At 67.8% G+C, this 16,845-nt stretch carries 19 protein-coding genes; 15 read left to right on the top strand and 4 right to left on the bottom strand.

What is annotated here, in order from left to right; all coding sequences use genetic code 11:
• Window positions 1-24: 24 nt before the first annotated feature.
• On the top strand, window positions 25-1,302 hold the full coding sequence (locus QNO08_RS14735; RefSeq protein ID WP_229964736.1) for an MFS transporter: 1,278 nt from the start codon (window positions 25-27) through the stop codon (window positions 1,300-1,302).
• On the opposite strand, the gene QNO08_RS14730 is transcribed toward QNO08_RS14735, so the two are convergent.
• A complete protein-coding gene (locus QNO08_RS14730; protein ID WP_229964737.1) occupies window positions 1,274-2,185 on the bottom strand; it encodes a phosphatase PAP2 family protein in 912 nt (303 codons plus the stop codon). The genes QNO08_RS14735 and QNO08_RS14730 overlap by 29 nt on opposite strands.
• A 104-nt stretch (window positions 2,186-2,289) precedes the next feature.
• Between QNO08_RS14730 and QNO08_RS14725 the strand changes: the two genes are divergently transcribed.
• The 3 genes from QNO08_RS14725 to QNO08_RS14715 all read left to right on the top strand — a co-directional run bounded on the left by QNO08_RS14725 (window position 2,290) and on the right by QNO08_RS14715 (window position 4,243).
• The gene (locus QNO08_RS14725) at window positions 2,290-3,339 is read left to right on the top strand and encodes an o-succinylbenzoate synthase (RefSeq protein ID WP_442860470.1); all 1,050 of its coding nucleotides are present in this window, start codon (window positions 2,290-2,292) and stop codon (window positions 3,337-3,339) included.
• Window positions 3,340-3,537: 198 nt separating this feature from the next.
• Window positions 3,538-3,873, top strand: coding sequence for a hypothetical protein (locus QNO08_RS14720; RefSeq protein WP_229964738.1), 336 nt, complete (start codon window positions 3,538-3,540; stop codon window positions 3,871-3,873).
• 103 nt (window positions 3,874-3,976) lie between these two features.
• Window positions 3,977-4,243: a hypothetical protein gene (locus QNO08_RS14715; protein ID WP_229964739.1), complete on the top strand. Its 267-nt coding sequence runs from the start codon at window positions 3,977-3,979 to the stop codon at window positions 4,241-4,243.
• A gap of 22 nt (window positions 4,244-4,265) precedes the next feature.
• On the opposite strand, the gene QNO08_RS14710 is transcribed toward QNO08_RS14715, so the two are convergent.
• Window positions 4,266-4,982 (bottom strand): NADPH-dependent F420 reductase, encoded by a 717-nt coding sequence (locus QNO08_RS14710; RefSeq protein WP_229964740.1) that lies wholly within the window; start codon window positions 4,980-4,982, stop codon window positions 4,266-4,268.
• A gap of 337 nt (window positions 4,983-5,319) precedes the next feature.
• Between QNO08_RS14710 and QNO08_RS14705 the strand changes: the two genes are divergently transcribed.
• The 5 genes from QNO08_RS14705 to QNO08_RS14685 all read left to right on the top strand — a co-directional run bounded on the left by QNO08_RS14705 (window position 5,320) and on the right by QNO08_RS14685 (window position 9,841).
• A complete protein-coding gene (locus QNO08_RS14705) occupies window positions 5,320-7,422 on the top strand; it encodes a PhoX family protein (protein ID WP_229964741.1) in 2,103 nt (700 codons plus the stop codon).
• A 73-nt stretch (window positions 7,423-7,495) separates the two neighbouring features.
• Window positions 7,496-7,996 carry a GNAT family N-acetyltransferase gene (locus QNO08_RS14700; RefSeq protein ID WP_229964742.1) on the top strand — a complete coding sequence of 167 codons (501 nt, stop codon included), beginning with the start codon at window positions 7,496-7,498 and terminating at the stop codon, window positions 7,994-7,996.
• A gap of 9 nt (window positions 7,997-8,005) precedes the next feature.
• Window positions 8,006-8,143, top strand: a complete 138-nt coding sequence (locus QNO08_RS14695; protein WP_229964743.1) for a hypothetical protein — start codon at window positions 8,006-8,008, stop codon at window positions 8,141-8,143.
• 3 nt (window positions 8,144-8,146) lie between these two features.
• Complete coding sequence (locus QNO08_RS14690) at window positions 8,147-8,863, top strand: class I SAM-dependent methyltransferase (protein WP_229964744.1); 717 nt, start codon at window positions 8,147-8,149, stop codon at window positions 8,861-8,863.
• Window positions 8,864-8,926: 63 nt separating this feature from the next.
• Window positions 8,927-9,841 carry an LLM class flavin-dependent oxidoreductase gene (locus QNO08_RS14685; protein ID WP_229964745.1) on the top strand — a complete coding sequence of 305 codons (915 nt, stop codon included), beginning with the start codon at window positions 8,927-8,929 and terminating at the stop codon, window positions 9,839-9,841.
• A 9-nt stretch (window positions 9,842-9,850) separates the two neighbouring features.
• On the opposite strand, the gene QNO08_RS14680 is transcribed toward QNO08_RS14685, so the two are convergent.
• Entirely contained in the window at window positions 9,851-10,219 is a 369-nt protein-coding gene (locus QNO08_RS14680) for a hypothetical protein (RefSeq protein WP_229964746.1), read from the bottom strand.
• 363 nt (window positions 10,220-10,582) lie between these two features.
• Entirely contained in the window at window positions 10,583-10,840 is a 258-nt protein-coding gene (locus QNO08_RS14675) for a metal-sensitive transcriptional regulator (RefSeq protein WP_229964747.1), read from the bottom strand.
• 126 nt (window positions 10,841-10,966) lie between these two features.
• On the opposite strand from QNO08_RS14675, the gene QNO08_RS14670 reads away from it, so the two are divergent.
• The 6 genes from QNO08_RS14670 to QNO08_RS14645 all read left to right on the top strand — a co-directional run bounded on the left by QNO08_RS14670 (window position 10,967) and on the right by QNO08_RS14645 (window position 16,842).
• Window positions 10,967-11,569, top strand: coding sequence for a rhodanese-like domain-containing protein (locus QNO08_RS14670; protein ID WP_229964748.1), 603 nt, complete (start codon window positions 10,967-10,969; stop codon window positions 11,567-11,569).
• Complete coding sequence (locus tag QNO08_RS14665; RefSeq protein ID WP_229964749.1) at window positions 11,566-12,480, top strand: sulfite exporter TauE/SafE family protein; 915 nt, start codon at window positions 11,566-11,568, stop codon at window positions 12,478-12,480. Before QNO08_RS14670 ends, QNO08_RS14665 begins: the two co-directional genes overlap by 4 nt.
• A 12-nt stretch (window positions 12,481-12,492) precedes the next feature.
• A complete protein-coding gene (locus QNO08_RS14660; RefSeq protein ID WP_229964750.1) occupies window positions 12,493-13,893 on the top strand; it encodes an MBL fold metallo-hydrolase in 1,401 nt (466 codons plus the stop codon).
• A 134-nt stretch (window positions 13,894-14,027) separates the two neighbouring features.
• Window positions 14,028-14,636 (top strand): hypothetical protein, encoded by a 609-nt coding sequence (locus QNO08_RS14655; protein WP_284155608.1) that lies wholly within the window; start codon window positions 14,028-14,030, stop codon window positions 14,634-14,636.
• A complete protein-coding gene (locus QNO08_RS14650; RefSeq protein ID WP_229964752.1) occupies window positions 14,633-15,634 on the top strand; it encodes a hypothetical protein in 1,002 nt (333 codons plus the stop codon). The genes QNO08_RS14655 and QNO08_RS14650 overlap by 4 nt, the downstream gene beginning before the upstream one ends.
• Entirely contained in the window at window positions 15,634-16,842 is a 1,209-nt protein-coding gene (locus QNO08_RS14645) for an alpha/beta hydrolase family protein (protein WP_229964753.1), read from the top strand. Before QNO08_RS14650 ends, QNO08_RS14645 begins: the two co-directional genes overlap by 1 nt.
• The last annotated feature ends 3 nt before the right edge of the window (window positions 16,843-16,845 follow it).

Raw genomic sequence — 16,845 nt, 5'->3', positions numbered from 1 at the left:
GAGTAAGGGCGATACGCTGAATCGGTGCCTGCCGATTCCTTCAGCCTCAAGACCATAGCCGTCCCGGCATTCGGGCCCACCCTGCTGTATGGCCTGGCCACCGGTGCCATTCTGCCGGTCATCGCGCTGACCGCGCGGGACCTGGGCGCCACTGTGGCGCTGGCCGCACTGGTGATTACGCTGACCGGCATCGGATCCCTGCTGACCAACGTTCCGGCCACGGTGCTCACCACCCGGTTCGGGGAGAAGTGGGCGCTGGTCATCGCGGCGCTGTGGTGCGCCGCTGCCATGGCCACCGCAGCCCTGGCCCCGGTGCTCTGGCTCTTTGCCCTGGCCGTGTTCATGGTGGGCATGGCCGGGTCGGTGTTCGGCCTGGCGCGGCAGAGCTATCTGACCGAGGCCGTTCCGATCCACTACCGGGCCCGGGCGCTGTCCACGCTGGGCGGGGTGAACCGGATCGGCGTTTTCGCCGGGCCCTTCGCCGCCGCCGGCGCCATCCACATCGCCGGAACGCCCGGCGCCTACTGGGTGGGCGCCGCGGCGGCACTGCTGGCGGCCATCATCAGCCTGCAGGTCCCCGAACTCCGCGTCCCGGCAGACAGGATGCGGCACACCGCCGGCGGGAACCCTGCGGTGCCGGCGCCGCAGGCGCCGACGGTTCGCTCCGTCCTTGCCAGCCATGGCCGGGTGTTCCGGACCCTGGGTCTCGGCATCCTGCTGATCGCAGCGGTGCGGGCCTCGCGGCAGGCAGTGATTCCGCTCTGGGCCCAGCACATTGGCCTGGATCCCACGCAGACCGCTCTCATCTACGGGCTGTCCGGCGCGATCGACATGCTGATCTTCTATCCGGCGGGCAAGGTCATGGACCTGAAGGGCCGGCGCTGGGTGGCTGTGCCCTGCATGCTGACCATGGCGGCCGGACTGGCGCTGATGCCGCTGACGAGCGACGGCACGGGTTTGCTGCTGGTGTCCCTGATCCTGGGCTTCGGCAACGGAATCGGGTCCGGCATCGTGATGACGCTGGGCGCTGACTTCTCCCCGTCGCCGGGGCGCCCGCAGTTCCTGGGCATCTGGCGGCTGCTCGCCGACAGCGGCACCATGGCCGGGCCGGCGCTGCTCTCCGCGGTGACCGCCCTGGTCTCCCTCTCGGCCGGCATCGGTGCCACAGCGGTGCTGGGCGTGCTGGGTGCGGCGGCGCTGTGGCGGTGGGTGCCCAAGGGGCGGCCGGGCTACGGGCCGGTCAGCGGGCCCGAGGGTAAACCCGCCGGGCCGGTCAGCGGGTCCGATCTCCCGCCTGCATAGAGAACAGCCAGCAGGCCAGTGCGCTGAGCACGTACCCCACCCCGATGATCAGGCTCAACCCGGACCAGAAGTACAGCAGCATGGACTCGCTGCTGCCCAGCACCGTTGCTCCGCTGGTGGCATACAGGTAGGAGCCGACGGCAACCAGCAGCGCGAGCAGCCCCGGAATCGAGCAGAGCGCGGCGAACACCGGAACGCTGCCCCGGCCCTTCCCTCCGGCGGGCCAGTAGTTCCAGTCAGGCGTGGTCCGCAGCAGCACCAGCCCGCCGATCAGCGTCCAGGTGCCCACCACCAGGAAGGAGGCGACGACGTCGGCCGGGCGGTGCCACAGGTTGATGAACGTCGCCGCTCCGGCGAGCACCGCGTAGCTGCCGCCGAATGCCGCCACCGCCGGACGCCAGCGCGGAGATGCGAGCAGGAACACCACAGCGGCAGCGGAGGCCGCCAGGGTGGTGTGGCCCGAGGGCAGCGAATTGAAGTCCAGGGTGATGACGCCGCGGTCCGGGCGGTCGAAAAAGAACCGTTTGAGCAGTTGGCTGCTGATGTTGGCCGCAGCGAACGTGCTCAGCGCGACCACCGCAGGGGCCAGCCGCCGTCGGCGCACCGTGGTCACCAGCACGACCGCGCCGGCAATGAACACCGACAGCAGCGGCAGGCTGTCGAGGAATTCCAGGACCGGAACCCGGCTGCCGGGCATCACCAGCTCGGCTTCGCGCCAGGCTGATTCATCCGCGAGCTGGCCGGTGGTGGTGCGGACAAACGCCCAGTAGGTCACCGCGACAGCGGCCGCGCACAGCAGGGCACCGAACAGGAACACAGCAGCGTTGTGGGCAGGGCGGCGCTGGATCGGAGCACGGCTGTTCAGGAGATTGCGGGTATTCATCGCCTACTAGTCTGCCATTGGATCTTGGCACTTGGCTGAACGACCGCCGCGACCGGCCTTATGCGGCGGCGTGCACTGGCCGGGACTAGGCTGGCTGGGTGGCTATCCCTGATATTCCCCCGGTGACCGGGTTCCGTCCGGATCTCTCCGTCCTGCTCTCCGAGGCCCGCGTCGTCTCGGTGCCCATGCGGGTGAAGTTCCGCGGCATCCTGCACCGCGAGGCCCTGCTGCTGCCCGGCCCGGCCGGCTGGGGCGAGTTCTCCCCGTTCCCCGAGTACGACGACGCCGAGGCCGCGCCCTGGCTTGCCGCCGCCCTGGAGGCGGCGGGGGAGGGGTACCCCGAGCCCGTCCGCACCACGGTGCCGGTCAACGGCACCGTGCCCGCCGTCGGCGTGGCCCAGGTCGAAGGCATCCTTTCCCGCTTCGGCGCGGTGTCAGCCGTGAAGGTGAAAGTGGCCGAGCGCGGCCAGACCGTCGCCGAGGACCTGGCCCGGGTGGCTGAGGTCCGCCGGTTGCTGCCCGACGCCGGGATCCGCGTGGATGCCAACGGCGGCTGGGACGTGCCCACCGCCGTCGCCGCCCTGGAAGCCCTGGCCGAGGCGGGGCTGGAATACGCCGAGCAGCCGGTGCCGGACATCGCCGGGCTGCGCGCGGTCCGGGAAGAACTCGCCCGCCGCGGCATTCCGGTCCTGATTGCCGCCGATGAGAGCGTGCGCAAGGAAACCGACCCGCTGCGGGTGGCGCGCGAGGACGCCGCGGATTTGATCGTGGTCAAGGTGGCGCCGCTGGGCGGAGTGCGCCGGGCCCTGGCCATCGTGGCCGCGGCCGGCCTGCCCGCCGTTGTCAGCTCGGCGCTGGATACCTCGGTGGGGATCCGTGCCGGCGTGGCGCTGGCCGCGTCGCTGCCCGAGCTGCCGTACGCCTGCGGGCTGGGCACGCTGTCGCTGATGACCGGCGACGTGACGGAGGAATCGCTGCTGCCCGACGGCGGAGCGCTGGCGGTGCGCGATGTGCCGGTGTCCGGGGAGCTGCTGGAGCGCTATGCCGCCGATGAAGACGTGACCCGATGGTGGCTGGACCGGCTGGCGCGGGTGTACGCGCAGCTGCCGGCGGTTCCGGGGGCTTCTGGCCTTCCCGGCGCCGCGCAGCAGTAGTTCGCCGCGGTTTCCCTGCCACTTTGGGATTCTGCTGCCGTTTTGGGATTCTGCTGCCACTGCGCAGTGGCAGCAGAATCCCAAAACGGTCGATTTTTCCCAGAAGGGAGGATTTCGGCTCGTCAGGTAGCGCGTTTGGTAGCCTCGCACCTACGAGAGCAGGTCCACGGCCGATCACGGGGGCGCAGAACCATGCAGGTGTTGCAGCTAAGTGTCATCGTTCTTATCGGGCTGAGCCTGGGCGTTGCGAGCAGCCCGGCGCGCATCCCGGACATGAAATGGATTCCCTGGCTGGGCTCTGCCGTCCTGACAGCCTGGAGCTATGCGGCCCTTCTGATTCTCTGGGAGATTTCCCTGATCGAAGCCCTTCTCTTTCTGGTCGCCGTCTTTGGGGGATCGGTCCTTTGCGGAGGCAGGCTGTGGCAGCAACTTGGCCTGGAACCCGGACTTTCATACTGGGAATGGGTGAAGCGCGACTTCGTCCACACGCGGTACCTGCGCCGCCTATACCGGACCTCCAACGCGGGTCGTTAGCACGAGTTGGACGCGCGGCGGCCGGGCAGCGTTTCGCCCCTTTCGTTTTGACACAAAAGTACCGCGGCGCAACGATGGGGATTTCCACACAGGGAGGCAAATCGTGAAATATGCACTTTCCTTGGCGCTTTTGTTCCTTGCCGCCGGTGGCCTGGCCGCTTGGATCGTTGCGGACAATCTTCTGCTGGGTCTGGGAATGACGGCGCTGGCGCTGGTGCTGTGGGCCGGCGCGCCCAGCGTCTTGGGACGGGTGGGATCCGAAGCCGCCTCAGCCGCAGGAATCGATCCGCGGCAAGTTCGGGAATACCGTTCCAGCCATCCCGGCGCAACGATCGCTGACGGCATCCGCGCTACCGATCCGAGCCGCTGACAAGCTCAAGCGGCAGGACTGCTCAGAAGGCCCGCTCGGCGACGTTCACCCGGGTCGCGGAATCCAGGGCAGCCTTGACCCGGTCGGCCGGTGTCGGAGCGGGAACGGAGGACATCAGCTCCTGGTCGGGGGTGCTCTGATCCGCGAGATAGATGCGTGTGTAGCCTGCGGACTCAGGCTCAAACTTCCAGGAGTCGGCAAGCGTTCCGGCGTCCAGCGTGTCAAAGCCCAGCAGGTCAATGAGCGCGGCGGCTTCGGCCTTCAGGCGGGCATCGTCGGAGGCGATGGGCAGGGTGGTGCGATCCGGAGCACCGCTGGGGCGGGCCAGGAGGGGAATGTGGTGCGCGAGGATATTGCCGAACGCCTTGACGTAGCGTGCGCCGCCGAGCAGTTCCTGCACCAGTTCGCTCGTCGTCTTGCTTCCGTTGTCGAGCTCCGCGATGCGGCCGTCGCGGGAGGGGTAATAGTTGCTGGTATCCAGGACAATCTTACCCTGCAGCAGTCCGGCCGGCAGATCCTCGACGGCGGCCAGCGGAATCGAAAGCACCACCGCATCACCAAGGCTGGCTGCCTCTTCGACAGTGCCGGCCTTCGCCAGCGGTCCGAGTTCGGCAACGAGCCCCTGCAGCGAGTCGACGCCGCGCGAGTTCGCGATGACCACGTTCATCCCCGCTGCAACGGCGAGCCGGGCAATTGCCGATCCAATGTTTCCGCTTCCGATGATTCCAAGCGTTGGCATTTCTGTTCCCTTCAACAAATGTTCAATGGTCCGGGCGGTGCGCCGTGCCGGCGCGCGGCTCCCTTGGGTCAAACCTCCCGTTCCCCTGCAGAATTCCCGGCGGGGGAGCGTTGCCGGAACGGGCCTCTGCCTGACATGTTCATCCGGCGTTCAACAATCATCCTTCTGTACGTCGCCTGGCACTGCGAGCGTGGGCAGCGACACAACCGCCGGAGGAAGGCCCGAACCCTTGTCGAACCTGTTGAACCCCGAACCCGCTGCCGCGCCGAATGCCGCACAACACCCCGCCCCAAACCCCGCACCGGCCAGCCCCGCCCCGCGGAAAAGGCTGCTGCCGATGCTGGGACACACCCGCGGCAAGCGCAGCGCGGTCACCTGCGCCCTGAAATGCGACAACGCCTGCAGCAAAGCCGTGTGCAACACCTCCGCCAACAGCTACTTCCGGGACATCGTGTCGGCGGAGTTCTCCCGGCGCACCGCTTTGGGCGCCGGTGCGGCCGGGGTGCTGGGCGCGGCCGTGCTGGCCCTGAGCGGTCCGACGCCGACGGCGGCAGCGGCAGCGCCGTCGTCGGGCCGCGGAGCCAAGACCGCACGCCTGGGTTTTACGCCCATCGCTCCGGTGGACGCCGCGGTGGACAGCTTCGACGTCCCCGCGGGCTATGACTGGGAACCGCTGCTCCGCTGGGGTGATCCGCTGTTTGCGGATTCGCCGGAGTTCAGTTTCGGCGCGCAGAACGCCGCCGCGCAGGCCCGCCAGTTCGGCTACAACAATGACTATCTGGAAATCCTGCGCCAGCCGAACGGCAAAAAGGGCCTGCTCGTCTGCAACCACGAGTACGTGAACCCGGAAATCATGTTTCCGGCGGCTCCGGCCTCGGCCGCGGAGGAAGCGGAGCGGCGCAACATCTTCCGCAGCGCCGTCGGCATGTCAGTGGTGGAACTGGAACGCGGCTCGCGTGGCACGCCCTGGTCCTACGTCCGCGGCGCCCGGCTGAACCGCCGCATCACCCTGGACACCGTCTTCGAACTCACCGGACCGGCGGCCGGCTCCGACCTGCTGAAAACCGCAGCCGATCCGCAGGGCCGGTACGTGTCCGGCACGCTGGGCAACTGCGCCGGCGGCAGCACCCCGTGGGGCACGGTGCTCTCCGGCGAGGAAAACTTTAACGGCTTCTTCCGCACCGAGGGCAGCAGCGCGGAGGACAAGCGGTACGGGCTGGGCAGCCAGCCCACGGCGATGGGCTGGGAAAAGGAAGACCCGCGGTTTGACGCCCGCAGCCCGGAAACCCGGAACGAGCCCAACCGGTTCGGCTACATCGTGGAACTGGACCCGGAGGACCCGGCGTCGGTGCCGCGCAAGCACACCAGCCTGGGCCGGTTCAAGCACGAGGGCGCCAACGTCATCATCGCCCGCAACGGCAAGGCCGTGGCATACTCCGGCGACGACGAGCGCTTCGACTACCTCTACAAGTTCGTCTCCAAGAACAAGTACCGGAAGAACGACAAGCGCCACAACATGACGCTGCTGAGCGAAGGCGACCTGTATGTTGCCCGGTTCGCCGGCAACTCGCCGGCGGCCGAAATCGACGGCACGGGAGCCGTTCCGTCCGACGGCGGATTCGACGGGCGAGGCACCTGGCTGCCCCTTGTGGTGCGCGGCAAGTCGACGGTTGCCGGCATGAGCGTGGAGGAAGTGCTCGTCTACACCCGGCTGGCCGCTGACAAGGCCGGTGCCACCAAGATGGACCGCTGTGAAGACGTGGAGCCCAATCCCGCCACCGGCCGCGTCTATGTGGCCTGCACCAACAACTCCAACCGCGGTGTGGACGCGACGGCGCCCGCCGACGAGGCCAACCCACGGCGGGAAAACCGCGACGGACACATCGTGGAAATCATGGAGGCCCGCGACGACGCAACGGCCACCGACTTCCGCTGGAACCTGCTGATGCTCTGCGGGGATCCGGCCCAGGGCGGCGCCACCTATTTCAGCGGCTATCCCCGGGACAAGGTCAGCCCCATTTCCTGCCCGGACAACCTGGCCTTCGATTCCGCCGGCAACCTCTGGATCTCCACCGACGGGGCGCCGTCGGGCATCGGCTACAACGACGGACTGTTCAAGGTCGGGCTTGCGGGGCGGGAACGCGGGAAGGTGGAACAGTTCCTGTCGGTCCCGCGCGACGGCGAAACCTGCGGGCCGGTGATCCACGATGAGGAATCCATGGTGTTCGTGGCCGTGCAGCACCCCGGGGAGGACGGCAGCTACGGCGCGCACACCTCCTACTTTCCGGATTACGTGCCCGACGGCGGGGCGCCGGCCCGCGGCGAAGTCCGGGCTCCGCGCCCGGCGGTGGTGCAGGTCTTCAGCCAGGACACCAATCCGGGCCGGCCGGGTCACAAGGGACGCGGCGGAAAGGGGCGCGGCGGAAAGGGCCGCGGTTAGGCCCGGCGCCGGACAAACCCGGAACGCCGGAGGGGCGGTGTGCCTTCGTCCCTCCGGCGCATAGGGTGTGGAGATGATTCCTCCTCCTACGGCCCGGCTCCGGTTCCGTGAAATGACCGCAGCGGACCTCGGGAACATGGCAGCGCTCCTTGGCGATCCCGCCGTCATGACCTACTACCCGGCGCCCAAGACCCGGGACGAAGCCCTGGGATGGATCGCCTGGAACGAGAAGAACTACACGGACCACGGCCACGGCCTGTGGATCGTGGAGAGCCTCGACGGAACCTTCCTGGGTGACTGCGGCCTGACCTGGCAGGATGTCAACGGCCGGACGGAACTGGAGGTTGGCTACCATATGCGCGTCGACGTTCAGGGGCGGGGCTACGCCACGGAAGCGGCTGCGGCGTGCCGGGACCATGCCCGAGACGAGCTGCGGGTCCAAGAGCTGGTTGCCATCATTCATCCCGATAGCGCCGCCTCCCGGCGCGTTGCCGAAAAAATCGGCCTCCGGGACGTGGAAGACGCGCTCCGCGCCGACGGCCTGCGGAAGGTGCTGGGAATCAGCTTCGGATAGGTTTCTCCCATGCCCACCTTTGACGCAGTGATCTTCGACTGGAGCGGCACGCTGGTGCACGATCCGCCGCTTCGTGAACGGGTCGCCGTCGCCGGCGCCAGGCTGGGCCGCCCGGAGTCGCCGGTCGAGAACCTGGTCCGGGGATAAGCCATGACCCCCGGCAACTACTACGCCACTCCCGAACTCGCGGCCGCCTACGACACCGACAGCGAGGGCCGCCGCGACCTGGACTTCTACCTGGACCTGGCCGCCGGGCTGGGCGCAGCACGGATTGCCGACATCGGGGCCGGAACGGGTCTGCTGTGCAGCCTGCTGGCCGGCGAGGGGCACGAGGTAATCGGCGTCGAGCCGGAACGCACCATGCTCTCCGTGGCGGAACGCCAGGGACATGGCGCCTCCGTTTCGTGGCTGCACGGAACGGCCGAAAAGCTGCCGGCAGATTGGGCGGACCTTGTCCTGATGACGGGGCACGTTGCCCAGTACTTCCTGGACGACGGGGCGTGGGCAACAGGGGCGGCCCAGGCCGCGCGGGCCCTGCGGCCCGGCGGCCGCCTGGCTTTTGAAGTGCGCAATCCCGCGGCGGAAGCCTGGCGGAACTGGCAGACGGCGGGCAGCCGCCGCACCGCCCGGGGGACGGTCCGCACGGAAGTCCACCGCGACGGCGACCTGATAACCCACGTCGATTGCTGGGCCCAGGGCGCCCGCACCTGGACCACAACGGAAACCCTGAGGTTCCCCTCCCGGAAAGACATTCTGAGGGGGCTGGACTCGGCAGGGCTGACGGTGGACCGCACTTGGGGCGATTGGGACCACAGCCCGGTAAACCCGAAGTCGCCGGAATGGATCTTCCTGACCCACCCGGTCTAGCCGCACCCCGCCGGTCTACACTGGGCACCCTCACCGTGACCCGCCGAGCCCGAGGAGCGCCCCATGCCCGACTACGGCCGCACACTGCTCTTCGGCGCCTTCCTCACCCCGGCCGCCGCGCCGCCGCACCGGGCCGTGGAGCTGACCGTAGCGGCCGAGGCTGCGGGACTGGACCTGGCCAGCTTCCAGGACCACCCGTACCAGCCGCGGTTCCTGGACACCTGGACCCTGCTCTCCTATGCCGCGGCCCGCACCGAGCGGATCATGCTGGCCACCAACGTGCTGAACCTGCCGCTCCGCCAGCCGGTGCTCGTGGCCCGCAGTGCGGCCAGCCTGGATCTGCTCAGCGGCGGCCGGTTCGAGCTCGGACTCGGCGCCGGAGCGTTCTGGGACGCGATCGAGGCGGTCGGCGGGCAGCGGCTGGAACCGGGCGAAGCGGTCACCGGGTTGGCGGAGGCGATCCGGATCATCCGCGGCGTCTGGGAGGCGTCGGACCGCAGTCCGCTGCGGGTGGACGGGCGTGTGCATCACGTCAACGGCGCCAAGCGCGGTCCGGCTCCGGCGCACGACGTCGGCATCTGGCTCGGTGCCTACAAGCCGCGCATGCTCCGGCTCACCGGGGAAACGGCTGACGGGTGGGTGCCCACGCTGGGATATCTGCCCGGCGGGCCGGCCGATCTGGCAGCGCTAAACGCCCGGATCGACGACGCCGCCACCGCAGCGGGCCGCGATCCCGCCGTCGTGCGCCGGCTGCTGAACTTCAGCGGCAGCTTCTCCGCTGCCGGCGGCGGACTGCTGCGGGGACCGCCGGGCCAGTGGGCGCGGGAGCTGGCGCAGATCGCCCTGGAGCACGGCATTTCCGGCTTTCTTCTCGCCACCGACAGCGCCGAGGACCTGGACCGCTTCGGGCAGGAGGTGGCGCCGGAGGTTCGGGAGCTGGTCGCCGCTGCGCGGGGCGGGCTCCGAGTCGGAAAGTGAGCAGTCCAGTCAGGGGCCGACGTACTCTCCCGTGTAGGAATCAACCGTTCCTGCCTGGATGCCTTCGCACTGGGAAACCCCGCCGGGTGTCACGGGCACGTAGTTGAGGCAAAAAGCCTCGTAATAGGGCATTCCCTGCTGCCACGCGTTGTAGGCCTCGGCATGGGTGGCGAAGCGGAATCTGGTGGGACTTTCCTGCCAGGCGTTGCCGTAATCCATCGGCACGTCGGGATAGTCCGGCGGCATGTAGGTTTGGGGATTCTTGTAGAAGTAACACATCTGCGTGTCCCCGGAGGTGAAGAATGTGTCCCGGTCGCAGTACTCATCCATGGAAATTTTCCCGTTGAGGACCGCGTACATGGCCTCTTCCGGCGTCATCTCCAGAGCCGACTTGGAGCGTTCGGAGGTGGGAGCCGGTGGGGTGCTTGGAGGTGGCGCAGTACTAGGGGCGGGGCTGGGCGCATCGGTTGAGGTTGGGCCCGGCGCCGATGAAGCCGTTGAATCAGGTGCTTCGGCTGTCCCATTGGGGTTGGTGGTACAGGCCGCCAGGCTGATACAGACAGCGGCTGCGGCGGCAGTCAATTTTGCGGTGGGTTTCATGACGATTCCTTCGTCAGAGGATAAGCCGGTACCCGTTTAAGGCTCGCCCTGTGTCACCTCCGGAAACAAGGCCTCGCCGAAACCCGTGCATCCGTGCCGACCGACCTGCCGTCGCGGCACCGCCAGCGGAAGCCTTCCCGCTCAGGCGAGCGAGAGGAAGAGCTTCTCCAGGTCCTTTTTGTCCATGCTGCCGTCCTTCTGGGTGAGGCACTGCTCCAGGCCCGTGGCGATGATGGCGAAACCGGCCCGGTCGAGCGCCTTCGAGACGGCGGCCAACTGCGTGACGATGTCCTTGCAGTCCTTGCCCTCCTCCAGCATCCGGGTGACAGCGGTCAGCTGGCCCTGCGCGCGCTTGAGCCGGTTGATCACCGGGGTGAGTTCGGTGGGATCGAGTTGCACGGACGTCTCCAAACGTAGGGTTCTTGCTCCCAAGGCTATACCCCACCCGGTGTTTTGACTACCCCCGGGGGTATCCGACATACTCGGTGGGGTATCCACCCAACGCCTTGTCCCGAGAGGACTCCCATGACTTCCGCTTTCCCCTCAGCTTCCGCACCGGCCGTTTCTCCGATCGATCCGCAGACCCTGCGCGACTGGCAGCAGGAGCCCGGCGACGTCGTCGTCCTCGATGTCCGCTCAGCCGCCGAGTTTGAATCCCTGCACATTGCAGGCTCCTACAACGTGCCGCTGCCGCTGCTCTCGGAGGACACGGCGGACTTCGCCGCACGACTCAGCGGCCGCATCGTGTTGGCCTGCCAGTCCGGCGTCCGCGCCGAGCAGGCCCGGCAGCGCCTGGCCGCCGCAGGCATCAGCACCGCCACCGTCCTTGCCGGGGGAGTGCCCGGATTCGCGGCAGCCGGCGGCGACGTCGTCCGCGGCAAGGCACGCTGGGACATGGAACGCCAGGTCCGGCTCGCTGCCGGCTCCCTCGTGCTCGTGGGCGTGCTCGGCGGCCGGTTCGTCACGCCCAAGCTCCGGCTGCTCGCCGGCGGCATCGGCACCGGCCTGACCTTCTCGGCCGCCACCAACACCTGCGCCATGGGCAAAGCCCTCTCGGTCATGCCGTGGAACAAGGCCGCCGCCGAGCCGACCCGCGCGGAAGCCGTCGCGCAGCTGCCCCAGTCATGACCTCCACGCTGATCCTGGTGCTCGCCCTGTCGGTCCTGATCGGGTTGTCACTGGGTGTACTCGGCGGCGGCGGGTCGATCCTGACCGTGCCGATCCTGGTCTACGTGGCCGGATTCGACGCCAAGGAGGCGATCGCCGCCTCACTGTTCGTCGTCGGCGTGACATCGGCGGTCAGCGTGGTCAGCCATGCCCGCAGCGGCCGGGTGATGTGGCGCACCGGGCTGCTGTTCGGCGCCGCCGGCATGGTCGGCGCCTTCGTCGGCGGGCTGCTGGGCGGCCGGATTCCCGGCGAGATCCTGATGATCGCCTTCGCGCTGATGATGGTTGCCACCTCGGTGGCCATGCTCCGCGGCCGGAAGAAGAAACCCGCCGCCCGCGGCGGCGACGACGACGGCGGCACCACCCCGGGCGGCGGCGCCGGCCGGCGCGCCGAACTGCCGCTGGGGCGCGTGCTGCTGGACGGCGCGGTCGTCGGCCTGATCACCGGCCTGGTCGGAGCCGGCGGCGGATTCCTCGTGGTTCCCGCCCTGGCCCTGCTCGGCGGACTGCCGATGTCAGTGGCTGTCGGCACCTCGCTGGTGGTCATCAGCATGAAGTCCTTCGCCGGCCTCGCCGGCTATCTCACCACGGTCCAGCTCGACTGGCCACTGATCCTGGCCGTGACGGCAGCGGCCATTGTCGGCTCCCTCATCGGCGCCAAACTCTCCGGCCGGATCCCCGAGGCGGCACTGCGCAAGGCGTTCGGCTGGTTTGTCCTGGCCATGGGCGCCTTCGTGCTCCTGCAGCAGGCGCCGGCGGATTTCCGCTGGATCCTTGCAGCCGCAGTGGCCGCACTGGTGGCCGTCGCAGCAGCGGTTTGCTGGCTGTGCGTCCCGGCATGTCCGCTGCGTCGCAAACTTTTCCATCCTTAAAGGGAGACCCCCATGCTTATTGAACGCATTTATGACGAAGATCTGGCGCAGGCCAGCTACCTGATCGGCTGCCAGCGCAAGGGCGAGGCCATCGTCGTCGACGCCCGCCGCGACATCGCCGGCTACCAGGCGCTGGCCGCCGCCAACGGCATGAAAATCACTGCCGTCACCGAGACTCATATCCACGCCGATTTCCTTTCCGGCACCCGCGAACTGGCTGCGGCCACGGGCGCCGCCATCTATGTCTCCGGAGAGGGCGGCCCGGACTGGCAGTACGACTTCGACGGCCAACGCCTGCACGACGGCGACACCATCACACTGGGCAACATTCGCGTTCAAGCCCTGCACACTCCCGGGCACACCCCGGAGCACCTCTCCTTCCTGGTCACCGACGGGGCGTTCAGCAACGAGGCCGGCTACCTGCTTTCCGGCGACTTTGTCTTCTCCGGCGATCTGGGCCGCCCGGATCTGCTCGACGAGGCAGCCGGCGGCGTCGACACCCGCTTTGAAGGCGCGAAGCAGCTGTTCGCCAGCCTGCGCGACAAGTTCCTGTCCCTGCCCGACTACGTCCAGGTGCACCCCGGGCACGGTGCCGGCAGCGCCTGCGGCAAGGCCCTCGGCGCCATCCCGTCCACCACTGTCGGGTACGAGCGCCGCTTCGCCTGGTGGGGTCCGTATCTGGCGGCCAATGACGAGCAGGGCTTTATTGACGAACTGCTCGACGGCCAGCCCGACGCACACGCCTACTTCGGCCGGATGAAGCGCGAAAACCGCCAGGGCCCGGCAATTCTGGGCGACCGCGCGCCGCTGCGCGAACTGGCGACGGCCGACGTCGTCACCGGGCTGGCCGCCGGAACGCTCACCTTCGTGGACACCCGGTCCCACGCCCAGGTCCACGACGGCACTGTGGCCGGCGCCCTGAACATCCCCGCCGGCAAGTCGGTGGCCAGCTTCGGCGCCTGGGTGGTGAATCCGGAAACGGATTCCAATCCCTTGGTGCTGCTCGCCGCGGACCGGGCCGCCGCGCAGGAGATGGCCGATCATTTGGTCCGCGTCGGCATCGACAAGGTGGCCGGCTACGTCACCGGCATCGAGGGCCTGCCCGCCTTCACCCCGCCGCTGATCCGGCCCGCCGAGCTCGCCGGGTTCAATGCCGCGCTGGTGCTGGATGTCCGCAACCGCACCGAGCACTCCGCCGGGCACATTCCGGGCTCCCGCCAGCTCAGCGGCGGCCGGGTCATGTGGCATTTGGATGAGCTGCCGGAAGCCGGAACCATCGTGACCTACTGCCAGAGCGGACTCCGCAATTCTGTGGCCGCCAGTGCGCTGCGCCGTGCCGGGTACGACGTCGTCGAGCTGGACGGCAGCTACGCCGCCTGGGCTGCCGAAATGGAGGACGCTGCGGCCAGCTAACGCTTCCGCTGCTTCGTCTGCATTCCTCTTATGACGGCTCCGCCGGTGTTCGTCTCCGGGGCGGGGAGTCCTGATCGCGGCCCAGCAAGGCTGACCATGCGTCCGGTGCCCCGCCGGGAAAATAGGTCCGGCCCGTGCTGAACACAGCTGCGAAAACTCGAAAGTCCCCCAACTTTCGCAATGTTCAGCGCGGGCCGGCGTTCCTGCGCTACATGATCGGAACATGTTCCAAACTACACTGGAGTGGGAAGCCGGACAAATTGGGGATTGCCGTGGATGAGCAGGTACGCGAAACAGCGAGTGCGGCGTTCAAGCGTCTTCGATTGCCCGCGCGCATAACTCTCGAGTCTTTGGTGGGGCACGTGGAGAAGATCCGCCGGCGCCGAATCGTGATTATCGAGAGTGAAAAGCTGACCGGGAAGAAAATCTGCGGCCTGTGGATTCCGAGGGAACACGTTGACGTGGTTTATCACGCCGTCACCAATGGAATTCTGCACCGCCAGCAGCTGATCCTCCACGAACTTTCACACATGATTCTGCGCCATGACGAATCCGCCGATGCCACCTGGCAGGGGATCAGGGTCTTTCAGGAGTTGTCGGGCGAGGTGGTGGCCAAGGCCCTGGCACGGGGTGATTTCCGCTCCGAGCTGGAGGCTGCCGCGGAACATCTGGCCGATCTCCTGGCGGCGGCACTCCGGGAATCCGATTCCGAGATTTTTAGGTATGAGGCGTACTTCGAATGATGAACCTTCTCGTCGCGGCCTTCATGTGGCTGCTGGTGCTGACGCTTTCGCTGCGCGCCCGTTCCCGCCCCGACAACACGATGCTCAAGGCCGCTGTGGTTATCGCGGCCTCGTTGACGACCAACATCGACGGCGTCTATCTGTGGGCAGCGGAGCGGTGGCCCTGGCCGAATGCCCTGGACCTGGCTTCCAATGTCCTGCTGATCGTGGGTGTCTACTATTTGTCGCGGGCTATCATCGCCGGGGCCAGGACCCGCGATGCCGACTGGAACAGGGGAGGGCTGCGGGCCTCGGGGGCCGCCCTGGTCACAATCACCGTGATGATCGTGAGCTTTGCGTTCATCGACAATCCCGAGCCCTCGACCAAGTTCATGCTGGACTACGGGGACCAGCCTGCCGCCGGCCTCTACTCGGCGATCCAGTACCTCTACATTTTCGCCGTCATGTCGGCAACGCTCGTTACCTGCGTTCGGAATGTGCCGCAGATGCGGCGGAAGCGCTTCCGGGTGGGCTTCCGAATGATTGGCTGGGGATGCGGCGTCTGTCTGCTTCTTTGCCTGTCCGTCATTGTCATGGACGTGACGCACGTGGCGGGGCAGGAAGGCATCATGCGGGGCGTCGGTGCCGTCTATGACGTGCTGTATCCGCTGACCGTCGTGCTGTTGTCCGCCGGCCTGGCGGTTCCGCCGCTGGGACGGATCCTGAGTGACGCCAGGATCCGGCGGCAAATCGGGGCCGTGGAGCCGCAGGTCACGGCGCTCTGGCTGGCCACGGTCGCCAAAACCCCCGCGGTCAGCCTGGTGGGAACCACCGCCCCGACCCTCAATGCCGGTCCTCAAAACACGCGGGAGGCCACCGACAGCCTTCATCGTCTGGTGATCGAAATCCACGACTGGATCAACGTCAACGGAGACTCCGCTGCGGGGCTTTCCCCGGCTGCGCTGGCCGCGCTGAAGCAGGCGGAAGCTCTGTGCCTGCGGCAGAGAAAGGCGCTCTGATGGCCAGGGTCGGCCCGGCACTCGGCGTCGGCGTCGTCGTCGCTGCCCTGCCGGCGTTGGCCGGTCTGGCGCTCCGTGCCAAGGCAACTGATGCCGGCCGGAGTAAAAGACTGGTGCCGATTCGCGGGCACGGACGGTCCGCGGGGCGGGACTATCTGGAGTTCGATCCTGAGGGCTTCGCCTCCCATCCGGGGCGGTTGAGCATGCGCGCGGCGACCGGAGGCGAGCTGTTGGTTCTGAGCCCGGCCACTGCGGGGGACCCGCTGCGGCGGACCGTCGAGCGGGGCGACGCCGCCCGCGTCATCGCTGAGGGAGAGGGCCAGCTCAGCGGCCATCTGGGTGAGACCCCGGCCGATTTCGGTTTTCGCTACGAGGACGTGACCATCCAGGAGCTGCCGGCCTGGGTGATCCCCGCGCCCGAACCGACCGACGGCCCGCGAGACGCCGGGGACAGCGGAAACGCCGGCACTGGAGACGCCGGAACCGCCGGGGTGTGGGTCATTCACGTTCACGGGCTGGGGAGCTCGCGGAGCCAGTGCCTGCGCGGGGTGGAAGCCTTCGCCGGGTTGGGCTGCACATCGCTGCTGCCGTCCTACCGAACGTCGCTGGATGTCTCACCGGAACCGGGCCGCAGCCATCTCGGCGTCAGCGAGTGGAGGGACATCGAAGCGGCGAGGCGCTACGCACTGGCCCGCGGCGCGCGTCGGATTCTGTTTGTCGGGTGGTCATTGGGAGCCTCCATCGTGCTCCGCACCGTTTCGCACGCGCGGGACGGCAGCACAGCCGGAGTCGTCCTGGTGGCGCCGGCACTGGATTGGCCGGCGATCCTTTCCGCCCAGCTGCACCGCAACGGCGTTCCCAAGGTCCTCGCCAAATGGCTGCCGCACACCGTCAACCTGGTCCGCCGCAAAGGCGACCCCGTGATCCGGTGGAAAGAGATGCCCGGCACATCCATGCAAAATCATCCAGATATCCCTACTATGATTTTTCATGGCACTGATGACAATTCCGTGCCGGTCGAGCTCTCCCGAAGATTTGTGTCCAGGCAGAATCGCCCTGTTCAGTTGGTTGAGTTTGAAGGTGCCCATCACACCTTGGAGTGGAATGCCGCTCCGCAGTTGTGGAACCAGTCTGTTCGCACCTGGTGCCGTCCCCTTGGCCTGAACGCAAGTGAAGACTTTATCGATCACATTTCGGAGGCGAAATAGTCC

The sequence above is a fragment of the Arthrobacter sp. zg-Y820 genome (genome assembly GCF_030142155.1).
In the GTDB taxonomy this organism is placed as follows: Bacteria; Actinomycetota; Actinomycetes; order Actinomycetales; family Micrococcaceae; genus Arthrobacter_B.
Note: the sequence above shows the minus strand (reverse complement) of the source record. Positions and strands in the feature narration are given on the sequence as shown.